Source organism: Citrobacter sp. VF227 (assembly GCF_052950715.1).
Genome location: NZ_JBRFVF010000003.1, coordinates 274,207 through 286,393, shown reverse-complemented (window position 1 = coordinate 286,393; position 12,187 = coordinate 274,207). Strand labels below are relative to the sequence as shown.

Below are 12,187 nucleotides of genomic sequence, written 5' to 3'. Positions count from 1 at the left end.
GATGAAAAACGTTAGCGACCTGATGAAACGTCTGCAAAAAATGATGCCGCCTAATGTCGAGCCCGCATTTAAAACGGGCGAAGAACTGCTGGCATGGCAAAAAGAGCAAGGTGAAATTCGCGCCGCCGCGCTGGCCCGTGAAAACCGGGCCATGAAAATGCAGCGCACTTTCAACCGTTCCGGTATCCGTCCGTTGCATCAGAACTGTTCGTTCGATAACTATCGGGTGGAGTGCGAAGGTCAGATGAATGCGTTGAGCAAAGCCCGCCAGTACGTTGAAGAGTTTGACGGCAACATCGCCAGCTTTATTTTCTCCGGCAAGCCCGGCACGGGCAAAAACCATCTGGCCGCTGCCATCTGCAACGAACTGCTGCTGCGCGGCAAGTCGGTACTGATCATTACCGTCGCCGATATTATGTCGGCGATGAAAGAAACCTTCAGTAATCGTGAAACCAGCGAAGAACAGTTGCTTAACGATCTGAGCAACGTGGATCTGTTGGTGATCGATGAGATCGGCATGCAAACTGAATCCCGCTACGAAAAAGTGATCATCAACCAGATCGTCGATCGCCGCTCGTCTTCAAAACGCCCGACCGGTATGTTGACTAACAGTAATATGGATGAAATGAACAAACTGCTGGGTGAGCGCGTAATGGACCGTATGCGCCTTGGCAACAGCCTGTGGGTTATCTTTAACTGGGAAAGCTACCGTAGTCGCGTAACCGGTAAAGAGTATTAACGTATTAGGACCACTCTTAAGACAGCCAGCGCTATACTGCGCTGAAAGGCATAACACGAGTTGCTTATCATGATGAAAACACACCAACGTCTGCTGTGCTGTGCGCTTGCCGCCAGCACGCTTATCTCCACCAGCGTTTTTGCCGCCTCCTGGCAGGATTCGCTCTCCAGCGCGGCCAGCGAACTGAGCAAACAAAGTTCAGGCTCGCGGAGCAGCTCGTCGCTCTCTTCCCTGACCAGCCTGCTGAATGGCAGCAATCAGTCGCTGACCTCCAGCAGCATGAATAATGCCGCCGGGATCCTGGAATATTGCGCAAAACAGAAACTGGCCTCGGTCACCGACACGCAAAACGTCAAAAACCAGGTGCTGGATAAACTGGGCCTCAGCGCGCCTGAGCAAAAACAAGACACCAACTATATGGACGGTATTCAGGGTCTGCTCAACGCCAAAGATGGTCAACAGTTGGACCTGAATACCATCGGTAACAGCTCGCTGGCGAAGCAGGTAAAAACCAAAGCCTGCGATCTGGTGTTAAAACAGGGGATGAACTTCATTTCCTGATGCCTGAATTGCCGCGTACAGCCTGCGCGGCATCATTCCTTACGCCAAAACATTCACGTATCAAATAACTAGTTTTTCCCCGCAAAAAATACGCATATCTAAACCAATTCTGAATAACAACGTAATTTAATGTCACTACAATTGCAGCAATGTTACATCGCTATTACATTGTGCTTTCCCCAAATGATTAGCCTGCAAGGCATGTGCCTGGTTTACTGAGGATCGACCGTTGTCAGAATTAATCTCCATTACTCTGTTTCTCGCTTCAGTGCTGATTTACGCCTGGAAAGCGGGTCGCAACACCTGGTGGTTTGCTGCCACGTTAACGGTGCTGGGGATTTTTATTGTCCTGAATATCACGCTGTACGCCAGTGACTATTTCACCGGTGACGGGATCAATGACGCGGTTCTGTACACGTTGACCAACAGCCTGACCGGCGCGGGGATTGGAAAATATATTTTGCCGGGCGTCGGCATCGCGCTGGTGCTGACGACCGTTTTTGTCGCGCTCGGCTGGATCCTGCGCCGCCGTCGCCATCACCCGCATCATGTGGGTTACAGTCTGCTGGCCCTGCTGCTGGCACTGGCTTCCGTCGACGCCAGCCCGGCGTTTCACCAGATAACCGAGCTGGTTAAGTCGCAATCGCGCGATGGCGATCCGGATTTCGCGACGTATTATAAAGAGCCGTCGAAAACCATTCCCAATCCGAAGCTGAACCTGGTTTATATCTACGGCGAAAGTCTTGAGCGCACCTATTTTAACAACGATGCCTTCCCGGATCTGACCCCGGAACTCGGCGCGTTGCAAAACGAAGGTCTGGATTTCAGCAATACCATGCAGCTGCCGGGTACTGATTACACTATCGCCGGGATGGTCGCCTCCCAGTGCGGTATTCCGCTGTTTGCGCCGTTTGAAGGCAACGCCTCGGCGTCGGTCTCCAGCTTCTTCCCCAACAATATCTGTCTGGGCGATATCCTGAAAAACTCCGGCTATCAGAATTACTTCGTGCAGGGTGCCAACCTGCGTTTTGCCGGCAAAGACGTGTTCCTGAAATCTCACGGCTTTGACCATCTGTACGGCGCGGAAGAGTTAAAAAGCGTGGTGGCGGATCCGGCCTATCGTAACGACTGGGGTTTCTACGACGACACCGTGTTGGGCGAAGCGTGGAAAAAATTCGAAGAACTTTCGCGCTCGGGCCAGCGCTTTTCACTGTTTACCCTGACTGTGGATACCCATCATCCGGATGGATTTATCTCACGTAGCTGTAACCGTAAACGTTATGACATCGACGGGAAGGCCAACCAGTCGTTCAGCGCGGTCAGCTGCAGTCAGGAAAATATCGCTGAATTTATCAATAAAATTAAAGCCTCTCCGTGGTTTAAAGACACCGTGATCGTAGTGTCTTCTGATCATCTGGCGATGAACAACACTGCATGGAAGTACCTGAACAAGCAGGATCGCAACAACCTGTTCTTCGTGCTGCGCGGCGACCAGCCGCAGCAGGATACGCTGGCGGTAAAGCGTAACACCATGGATAACGGGGCAACGGTACTGGATATTCTCGGCGGCGATAACTTTATCGGCCTTGGCCGCAGCAGCCTGTCGAGCGAATCCGTATCGGAAGTGTTCATGAACATCAAAGAAAAAATGCTGGCGTGGAAACCCGATATCATTCGCCTGTGGAATTTCCCGAAAGAGATGAAAGAGTTCACCGTCGACCAGGACAAAAACATGATCTCTTTCTCCGGCAGCCATTTCCGCCTGCCGCTGCTTTTGCGGGTATCGGACAAACGCGTCGAGCCGCTACCGGAAAGCGAATACTCTGCCCCGCTGCGCTTCCAACTGGCTGATTTTGCCCCGCGCGATAACTTTGTCTGGGTCGATCGCTGCTACAAAATGGCGCAGCTGTGGGCGCCGGAGCTGGCGCTCTCTACCGACTGGTGCGTTTCACAGGGTCAGTTAGGTGGGCAGCAAATTGTGCAGCACGTCGACAAAGCCAAATGGAAAAGTAAAACCGTATTTAAAGACACGGTGATCGACATAGAGCGCTACAAAGGTAACGTCGATACGCTGAAAATTGTCGATAACGACATCCGTTACAAAGCCGATAGTTTCGTCTTCAACGTGGCGGGCGCACCGGAAGAGGTGAAACAGTTTAGCGGTATATCACGACCCGAATCCTGGGGGCGCTGGTCCAATGCGCAGCTCAGCAAAGAGGTAACCATCGAATACAAGGCCCCGCTGCCGAAGAAATTCGATCTGGTCATCACCGCGAAAGCTTTCGGCGACAACGCTAATCGCCCTATTCCCGTGCGTGTTGGCAACGAGGAACAGACGCTGGTGTTAGGCCACGATGTCACCACCACCACCTTACATTTTGAAAACCCGGCGGATGCCGATACGCTGGTGATTGTCCCGCCCGATCCGGTTGCCACCAACGAGGGCAATATTCTCGGCCACTCGCCGCGAAAGCTGGGGATCGGGATGGTTGAAATCAAAGTAGTGGCTGCTCAGGGGTAAAAAAAACAGCGCCCAACACTACACCGGGCGCTGCATGGCAACCTTATTCCAGACTTTTCACTGCCTGGCGCATCCCCTGCGCCAGAATCATCTCCAGGTTGGCCGTTACCTGCCCGGCAAGCCCAGGCAACAACGTCAAATCATCTCCCCAGTGCGCCGCATCTCCGAGCACGGCATCGACCAGCTCACGCAGCGTTAAATCACTGCCAACTCGCGGCCACAGGCTGGCATACAGACTGACCCACTGCTCGTCATCCTGGATCGGATAGCGTTCCCCGTTACGCTCTGCGCGATAAAACGCCAGCAGCGCAGCAAGGGCAAACGTTAACCGCACGGGCCAACGCCCATTTTTCTCACCCGCCAGCAGTTGCGGCAAAATTCGGGTGCGGAATTTGGTCATCCCATTAAGCGCAATGGAAAGCAACTGGTGACGAATGTAGGGGTTTCGAAAACGCCCGTTCACCGCGCTGGCAAACTCACGCAGTTCATCCGCCGGAAGATCCAATACCGGTATAATTTCCTCGCTAATCGCCTGTTCAACAAAACGGCGGACATCGGCATCCTGCATCGCCTCGCCAACGGTCTCCAGCCCGCACAGCCATGCTACAGGTACCAGCGCTGTATGCGCGCCATTGAGAATGGCGACCTTGCGCTCTTTGTACGGTTTGATATCGCTCACTACACGGATATTCAGCGGACACTGAGCCAGCTTCAGCTCCTCTGCCAGCCACTGCGGCCCCTGGATCACAAACAGGTAAAAATGCTCCGCGGTATCGAGAAACGCATCGTGATAGCCAAGCGCAGCTTCCAGCGCGGCGGCTTCTTCTCGCGGGTAGCCGGTGACAATGCGGTCGACCAGCGTGGAACAGAACGTGTTTGCCGTCTCCACCCAGTCGGCAAACGCCGGAGGAAGATGCCACTCCTGCGCATACCGCAGCACCAGGGATTTGAGCGCCTCACCGTTATAGTCGATAAGCTCGCACGGGATAATTACCCAGCCCTTATCCGCCGCCCCGGCAAACTGATTAAAGCGCTCGAGCAGCAGGCGCGTCAGTTTGGCCGGAAAGCTCACCGGCGGCGCATCATCCACGCGGTCTGCCGGGTGATAGCTTATTCCGGCTTCGGTGGTATTCGAAAACACAAAGCGGATATCCGCATTGTGCGCCAGCGCCAGATACGCCGCGAAGTCCTCATACGGATTGATTTCGTTATTCACCGACCGGATAAGCCGCGCCTCGCTCACCGTCTCACCCTGCTCGTTTAGCCCGCGAATAAGCGTGGTATACAGCCCGTCCTGGGTATTCAGCGACGGCGGGAAATTGGTATTAATTGGCCTAACAATGGTCACGCCCGCGTTCAAATCGGTGTATTCGTTGAGAATATCCAGTTGCCAGTCGACAAACGCCCGCAGAAAGTTACCTTCTCCAAACTGGATCACGCGCGTTGGGTAGCTGGCCCCCGCAAAATCACGTCGATTCAATGTATTCATCCTGTTTTCCCTCTCAGAACGTAATCACGCCTTTAATCAGTTCACGGTTGTTGATCACATCCCGCTCGTAGATTTCTGCCAGTGTGGCAAAGGCGTAACGGTGCGTGAGCATCATGTCGGCGGTCAATTTGCCTTCCGACATCAGGCGGCCGACTTTGGCGAAATCTTCCGGTGTGGCGTTGCGACTGCCCATCATGGTGGTTTCTTTCTTGTGGAATTCAGGGTCAGAGAACTGCAAATCACCTTTGAACAACCCAACAAAAACGATGCTGCCGCCATGGCGAATCAAATTCACCGTATTGTTCATCGCATGCTGATTCCCCGTGGCATCAATCACCTTTTGCGCCAGCGAACCGCCAAACTGATCACGCAGCTGCACATCAAAATCGTCAGCGGACGGATCGATAACCGGGAGCCCCAGGCGGGAAACCACATGCTCTCTGCGTGCCGGACTGGTATCGGCGACCACCACCTGTGCGCCATCTGCTTTGGCAATCGCCGCAGCGCCCAGACCAATCGGACCGGCGCCAACCACCAGCACCTGCTCACCTGGCGCCACCGCCGCCCGACGTACCGCATGCGCGCTGATGGCGTAAGGCTCAATCAGCGCCGCCGCCTGCGGGTCAATCCCCTGCGCGTCCAGTAAGTTGGTCACCGGAACGGACAGATATTCACTGAAACCACCATCCTGATGTACGCCGATCACTGAAATCTTCTCGCAGCAGTTGGTACGCCCGCTCAGGCATGCCGGACACTGCTGGCAGGCCACGTAAGGAATAACCGCCACCTGCTGACCATTTTTCAGATTCTTTATATTTTTTCCCAGCCCAACAATTTCCCCACATATTTCATGACCTAACACTCGTGGGTAACTGAAAAAAGGTTGGTTGCCGCCCCAGGCATGAATATCGGTACCACAAATCCCTACCGATTTAATTTTTATTAATGCTTCGCCCTCACCCTGAATAGGTATTTCGCGCTCTTTCCAGACTAATTTTTTAGGTTCCTGGCAAATCAACGTATTCATCGTAGACATGATTCTGCTCTCCTGTTTTTCTGTTGCCTCAGATATCAACGAAAATAAAAAAACCGGAGAAAACAGAAACACAATCTGTGAATTCCAGCGCATAAAAATGTTTTAAATCGGGTTTTAATAAGCAAAAAGGAGAAGCCATGAGCCGTTCACAAAACTTACGCCACAATGTGATTAACCAGATAATCGATGATATGGCGCGGGGTCATATCCCTTCCCCACTTCCTTCGCAAAGTGCGCTGGCGGAGATGTACAACATCAGCCGCACTACCGTGCGCCATATGCTGAGCCACCTAGGCGAGTGCGGGGTGCTAACCCAGGTCGGTAGCCACTATGTCATCGTGCGTAAACCTGACCATGATGACGGTTTTGCCTGCACCACCGCCTCCATGACCGAGCAAAACCGGATTTTTGAGCAGGCTTTTTTCACTATGATCAACCAGCGCCAGCTGCGCGCGGGCGAGAGTTTTTCCGAACTGCAGCTTGCCAGAGCCGCGGGGGTAAGCCCGGTAGTGGTACGGGAATATCTTTTAAAATTCGAACGTTACAACCTGATTAAAAACGAAAAACGCGGTCAGTGGAGCATGAAGCAGTTCGATCAGGCCTATGCGGAACAACTGTTTGAACTCAGAGAAATGCTGGAAACCCATTCCCTGCAGCATTTTCTCAATCTGCCCGACGATGACCCACGCTGGCTGCAGGCGAAAACGCTGCTTGAGCGCCACCGGATCCTGCGCGACAGCATCGGCAGCAGCTTTCGTATGTTCTCGCAGTTAGACCGTGAGTTTCATGCTTTACTGCTCTCCGCTGCCGACAATATATTTTTTAATCAATCACTTGAAATCATCTCCGTGATTTTCCACTTCCACTATCAGTGGGATGAGAGCGACCTCAAACAACGCAACATCATTGCCATCGATGAGCATATGACCATCCTCAGCGCGCTGATTTGCCGCAGCGACCTGGATGCCACGCTGGCGCTATGTAACCATTTGAATTCAGCTAAACAATCGATGATTCGTTCCATCAACCAAAGTCATCGCGCCGCACATTAAGTACCGATAAAAAACAGCAAACTATTACCGGGAGCACGATTTTATAAAAATAAAAACGCCGGAAAAATACCTCTTGCCTATGCTCACGCTAAGTCGACTGCATTAAAAACTTTTGTGAGCAGTGATGAGTAAATTTTTTCATCACTGGTATTTTTTCAATACTGCACAGCCCGGCTGTGTGAATAATAAATTATTGAGGTTCAGGAGTCCGGCGTGGAAAAAAATAATATTACCCTCGACCCGAGTTCTTCGTTTGGCACGTCGTCATCTGCGGATATAAATGTTCCGTCTGAAGGCATGGTGCAACGCAGTAGCCGAATAAAACGCATTCAGACCACGGCAATGATTTTATTATTTTTTGCTGCGGTAATTAATTATCTCGACCGCAGTTCTCTGTCGGTTGCTAACTTAACGATTCGTGAAGAGCTGGGGTTGAGCGCCACGCAAATCGGCGTGCTGCTGTCGGTATTTTCGCTCGCTTACGGTATTGCCCAGCTCCCCTGCGGCCCACTTCTGGATCGCAAAGGTCCGCGCATTATGCTCGGACTGGGGATGTTCTTCTGGTCGCTGTTTCAGGCGATGTCCGGCATGGTACACAGCTTCACTCAGTTTGTGCTGGTGCGTATCGGGATGGGGATCGGCGAAGCGCCAATGAACCCGTGCGGCGTAAAGGTCATCAACGACTGGTTTAACATCAAAGAGCGCGGCCGCCCGATGGGATTATTCAACGCCGCTTCCACCATCGGTGTAGCCATTAGCCCGCCGATTCTGGCTGCCATGATGCTGGTGATGGGCTGGCGCTGGATGTTTATTACCATCGGCGTGCTGGGCATTTTCCTCGCCATCGGCTGGTACATGCTGTATCGCAACCGCGAGCAGATTGCACTGAGCGCCACCGAACAGGCGTACCTGAACGCCGGTAGCGTCAATGCCCGCCGCGATCCCCTGAGCTTTGCCGAATGGCGCAGCCTGTTTCGCAATCGCACGATGTGGGGCATGATGCTGGGCTTTAGCGGCATCAACTACACCGCATGGTTATATCTGGCCTGGCTGCCGGGCTACCTGCAAACCTCCTACAATCTGGATTTAAAAAGCACCGGATTAATGGCGGCGATCCCGTTCCTGTTTGGTGCAGCCGGCATGCTGATTAATGGTTTTGTCACCGACTGGCTGGTGAAAGGCGGTATGGCGCCGATTAAGAGCCGTAAGATTTGTATTATCGCCGGGATGTTCTGTTCTGCGGCCTTCACCTTCGTCGTACCACAGGCCACAACGTCAATGGCTGCGGTGTTACTGATCGGCATGGCGCTGTTCTGTATCCACTTCGCCGGAACATCCTGCTGGGGTCTGATCCACGTGGCGGTGGCTTCACGCATGACCGCCTCCGTGGGCAGTATCCAGAACTTCGCCAGCTTCATCTGCGCGTCATTCGCACCGATCGTCACCGGATTTATTGTTGATACCACCAACTCTTTCCGTCTGGCGCTGATCATCTGCGGCTGCGTCACCATGGTGGGCGCTCTCGCCTACATCTTCCTGGTGCGCCAGCCCATCAGCGATCCGCGTAAAGATTAATCCTCACGATGCCCGATAACACCGCGCTTATCGGGCATGTTATGCTCGACAAATGAACATCATCTTACGTTCCACCACGCTGGCAGACACCGCTGCGCTTCCCGCGATCGAACGATCGGCGGGGCAACGTTTTTTACACATCCCGGAACTGGCATGGATTGCTGACGACCAGATTATGCCGGCTGCCCGGCATCGCGCATTTGCTGCCGCTGGCTTGAGCTGGCTGGCGCAGGCCGATGAGCATCCGGTCGGTTTTTTAGTCGCCGAAGCACTGGATTCATCGCTGTTTATTGCGGAACTGTCGCTGCATCAGGCGTGGCAGGGAAAAGGCATTGGCCGCAGATTGCTTAGCTATGTTGCCGGGCAGGCGTGTGCGAAAGGTTATACGTCGCTCACGCTGACCACCTTCCGCGATGTGCCGTGGAATGCGCCATTGTACGCGCGACTGGGTTTTGAGCTACTGGCTGATGAGACGCTTCCTGTATTACTGCGCCAGAAAAGAGAAGAGGAAGCGGCGCATGGCCTGGCGTATGAATCACGCTGCGCCATGCGCCTGATGCTTACTTAGAACGTTTCCCAGTTATCCCCGGCATCCGTTACCGCAGCTTTACGCGGCTGGACCGTTGACACCGGCTTAGCCGCGGCAACGTCACGTGCGCGTTGCTGGTCATGCTGAATACGGAACACGGCAACGGCCTGAGTCAGACGGCTGGCCTGTTCTTCCAGCGCGGCGGCGGCGGCGGCGGATTCTTCCACCAACGAGGCGTTCTGCTGCGTGACACGATCCATCTCGGCAACAGCCAGACCGACCTGGTCGATCCCGCGGCTCTGCTCGTCAGAAGCGGAGGCGATTTCACCCATAATATCGGTCACGCGGGTCACTGCATTGACAATCTCATCCATGGTTTCACCGGCGCTTTCAACCAGCGTTGAACCGACATCTACGCGGCTGACCGAGTCTTCAATCAGGCTCTTGATCTCGCGCGCGGCCTGCGCACTACGCTGGGCCAGATTACGAACTTCACCCGCAACCACCGCAAAACCACGCCCCTGTTCACCCGCACGCGCGGCTTCTACCGCGGCGTTGAGCGCCAGAATGTTAGTTTGGAAAGCAATGCCGTCGATGACGCTAATAATGTCGGCGATTTTCTGCGAACTGGAAGCGATGTCACGCATAGTTTGCACGACGTTATCCACCACTTTGCCGCCTTTCTGCGCGGTTTCCGAAGCACTCAGCGCCAGATGGCTGGCCTGGCGCGCGTTTTCGGCGTTCTGCTTCACGGTTGCCGTCAGCTGTTCCATGCTGGCTGCGGTTTCCTCAAGAGAAGCCGCCTGCTGTTCGGTACGCGAGGAGAGATCATTATTGCCCATGGCAATCTCGCTGGCACCGCTGTAAATCGCGTTGGCACCATTACGCACATCCCCCACGGTGTTCATCAGCTCACCCTGCATATGGCGCAGGCTTTCCGCCAACTGTCCAATCTCGTTGGAACCTTCCACGTCAATGCGCTTCACCAGGTCGCCGCTGGCGATATGGCGAATGCTGTCGATCAGACGGTTCATTGGGGAGATAAGGGTCAGTTTGATACCAAACCAGACCGCAATGATTGCCGCCAGTACAGTAATCAGCACGCAGACCAGCACCCACATCGCCTGGCTGTAAGAACTGTTGTTATCAGCCACTGCGATGTCATACAGACGATCGTTCTGCTGCATATAGTTGATATAGGCTTTCTCAAAACCATCCTGATAGCTCTGAGTCGGTTGATCGAAGAACGCGTTGATCTTCCCGTCACCCAGTAACTGGATCAGTTCCGCCAACGCACCATGATAGATGTCGTAAGTGCGGTTGATTTCCTGGAATGCAGCTTCGCTTTGGCGCGGATCGCGTGGCAGCGACTCGTAAAGCGCCCAGTTTTTTTCCGTCAGTTTCAGCGCGGTGCTGGCTACTTGCATCAGCTCAGCAACGGTCGCACCGCTGCCAATATTGCTCTGATCCATCATGTAGCGAATACCCGCCCGGTTCAAAGTATTACGCGTTTGCAGCAGCTCAACCCAGGTGGCGTTCAGCGCAGACTGTTGCTGGCGAATGGTTTGCAGAACGGTAAAGTTCTCTTTGTCATTCTTAAGTGAGTTAAAGAACAGGCCGCCCGAGGCGAGCTGTAAAAGGCCAAACAGCGCCAATACCAGCAGTAAGCTGGTAACAATCTTCATTCGTTTTAACATGTTTTCTCTTTCCGCTAGACAGATACTCTGGTTTTCGGCCTGGAAAGAGAAAACTTTATGGTGTCAGCAATTGCCACAGAATTATCGTTTTCGCATTAAATACCGTTCCCTATGACAAATTACGTAAAAAATTAGTCGTTCCGTTGCGCCTTAGGTGTAGGATTCCCGTTTTTTAAGGAAAGGATGCCTCTATGTTAAATCGCGATTTTGATCACCTATCCACCCTCGCGCACCACTTTTTTGAACGCGAAGATATTCGCCAAAAGCTCAATATCATTGATCAGTACAACATCTCCGGTTGGGAAGTCTGGATGCAGATAGAATTCGCTAATCTGTTGGCTTCGACGGGTCATGAATGGTGGCGTGAACAAACCCTCGCTTGCGATCTGCGAAAAAATCCACAGCGATTGTCTGTACGTGCAGATTTTTTGTTGCGGAAAAAAGGCTGGACGCTGGACAGCTACATTGCACTTGAACTCAAGCAGAACCAGGATCCGACAAGCTGCGTCAGAAATATGATTGCTGATTTGGTTAAAAGCGCCAAAATCAAACGTTCGGAATTAGCGCTGCGTAGCTTCTGGACGCTGGGAGTAACGCCCCGGATAGATAAAGAGCGCCTCAATGAGCTTATTGACTACTATTTGGATGAAAAATATTACCTGACTAAATCACGTAAGAAACATGTGTTGCTCAGAGACATCGAACAAACGCCTTATTGTTATATCGTAATCTGAGTCTCTCAATGAAATGCTCTGTCAGTGGAAAAACATGGCATATCAGCAAGCGGACACTATAATGCCGTGATCTCAATCACAAAAAACCCTCCATTAATCCCAACAGCTTACCGCTCGCTGACACTTGGGACCGCTTAAGCTGACATATAACCGCTCACTTATTTACCTTACTTTACGCGCGTAATTATCTGGCAAGATCCACCCAACATAGCAGTCAATTTACCTCCTCAAACACAAGATCAAACCCACGCGGC

10 protein-coding genes are annotated in these 12,187 nt (G+C 52.8%); 7 read left to right on the top strand and 3 right to left on the bottom strand.

Going from position 1 to position 12,187, the window contains the following annotated elements:
• Position 1: 1 nt before the first annotated feature.
• From dnaC to opgB, 3 genes are all read left to right on the top strand, one after another.
• The gene (gene dnaC / locus ACU8YC_RS13725) at positions 2–739 is read left to right on the top strand and encodes a DNA replication protein DnaC (RefSeq protein ID WP_446895455.1); all 738 of its coding nucleotides are present in this window, start codon (positions 2–4) and stop codon (positions 737–739) included.
• A 69-nt stretch (positions 740–808) separates the two neighbouring features.
• The gene (locus ACU8YC_RS13720) at positions 809–1,300 is read left to right on the top strand and encodes a DUF2501 domain-containing protein (RefSeq protein ID WP_210904406.1); all 492 of its coding nucleotides are present in this window, start codon (positions 809–811) and stop codon (positions 1,298–1,300) included.
• Between the two features lie 229 nt (positions 1,301–1,529).
• Positions 1,530–3,821, top strand: a complete 2,292-nt coding sequence (gene opgB / locus ACU8YC_RS13715) for a phosphatidylglycerol--membrane-oligosaccharide glycerophosphotransferase (RefSeq protein WP_187253685.1) — start codon at positions 1,530–1,532, stop codon at positions 3,819–3,821.
• A 43-nt stretch (positions 3,822–3,864) separates the two neighbouring features.
• Here opgB and ACU8YC_RS13710 read toward each other — a convergent pair whose 3' ends face one another.
• Together ACU8YC_RS13710 and ACU8YC_RS13705 are read right to left on the bottom strand one after the other, a co-directional pair.
• On the bottom strand, positions 3,865–5,310 hold the full coding sequence (locus ACU8YC_RS13710; RefSeq protein WP_151224519.1) for a tagaturonate reductase: 1,446 nt from the start codon (positions 5,308–5,310) through the stop codon (positions 3,865–3,867).
• Positions 5,311–5,323: 13 nt separating this feature from the next.
• Positions 5,324–6,346, bottom strand: coding sequence for a zinc-binding alcohol dehydrogenase family protein (locus ACU8YC_RS13705; RefSeq protein WP_446895454.1), 1,023 nt, complete (start codon positions 6,344–6,346; stop codon positions 5,324–5,326).
• 137 nt (positions 6,347–6,483) lie between these two features.
• On the opposite strand from ACU8YC_RS13705, the gene ACU8YC_RS13700 reads away from it, so the two are divergent.
• The 3 genes from ACU8YC_RS13700 to ACU8YC_RS13690 all read left to right on the top strand — a co-directional run bounded on the left by ACU8YC_RS13700 (position 6,484) and on the right by ACU8YC_RS13690 (position 9,541).
• Entirely contained in the window at positions 6,484–7,398 is a 915-nt protein-coding gene (locus tag ACU8YC_RS13700; protein ID WP_086550806.1) for a GntR family transcriptional regulator, read from the top strand.
• 213 nt (positions 7,399–7,611) lie between these two features.
• Positions 7,612–8,973, top strand: coding sequence for an MFS transporter (locus ACU8YC_RS13695; protein ID WP_151216654.1), 1,362 nt, complete (start codon positions 7,612–7,614; stop codon positions 8,971–8,973).
• Positions 8,974–9,025: 52 nt separating this feature from the next.
• Positions 9,026–9,541 carry a GNAT family N-acetyltransferase gene (locus tag ACU8YC_RS13690; RefSeq protein ID WP_286542615.1) on the top strand — a complete coding sequence of 172 codons (516 nt, stop codon included), beginning with the start codon at positions 9,026–9,028 and terminating at the stop codon, positions 9,539–9,541.
• Here the strand turns inward: ACU8YC_RS13690 and tsr are convergent.
• The gene (gene tsr / locus ACU8YC_RS13685) at positions 9,538–11,199 is read right to left on the bottom strand and encodes a methyl-accepting chemotaxis protein (protein ID WP_187253681.1); all 1,662 of its coding nucleotides are present in this window, start codon (positions 11,197–11,199) and stop codon (positions 9,538–9,540) included. The two genes, ACU8YC_RS13690 and tsr, sit on opposite strands and share 4 nt — an antisense overlap.
• Before the next feature lie 191 nt (positions 11,200–11,390).
• Here tsr and ACU8YC_RS13680 point away from each other — a divergent pair, with 191 nt between their 5' ends.
• Positions 11,391–11,933, top strand: a complete 543-nt coding sequence (locus tag ACU8YC_RS13680) for a hypothetical protein (protein ID WP_187253680.1) — start codon at positions 11,391–11,393, stop codon at positions 11,931–11,933.
• The last annotated feature ends 254 nt before the right edge of the window (positions 11,934–12,187 follow it).

Coding starts and splice junctions, on each gene's coding strand:
- dnaC (WP_446895455.1), top strand. CDS start 2: ATGAAAAACGTTAGCGACCTGATGAAACGTCTGCAAAAAATGATGCCG.
- ACU8YC_RS13690 (WP_286542615.1), top strand. CDS start 9,026: ATGAACATCATCTTACGTTCCACCACGCTGGCAGACACCGCTGCGCTT.
- ACU8YC_RS13700 (WP_086550806.1), top strand. CDS start 6,484: ATGAGCCGTTCACAAAACTTACGCCACAATGTGATTAACCAGATAATC.
- ACU8YC_RS13680 (WP_187253680.1), top strand. CDS start 11,391: ATGTTAAATCGCGATTTTGATCACCTATCCACCCTCGCGCACCACTTT.
- ACU8YC_RS13710 (WP_151224519.1), bottom strand. CDS start 5,310: ATGAATACATTGAATCGACGTGATTTTGCGGGGGCCAGCTACCCAACG.
- tsr (WP_187253681.1), bottom strand. CDS start 11,199: ATGTTAAAACGAATGAAGATTGTTACCAGCTTACTGCTGGTATTGGCG.
- ACU8YC_RS13705 (WP_446895454.1), bottom strand. CDS start 6,346: ATGTCTACGATGAATACGTTGATTTGCCAGGAACCTAAAAAATTAGTC.
- ACU8YC_RS13720 (WP_210904406.1), top strand. CDS start 809: ATGATGAAAACACACCAACGTCTGCTGTGCTGTGCGCTTGCCGCCAGC.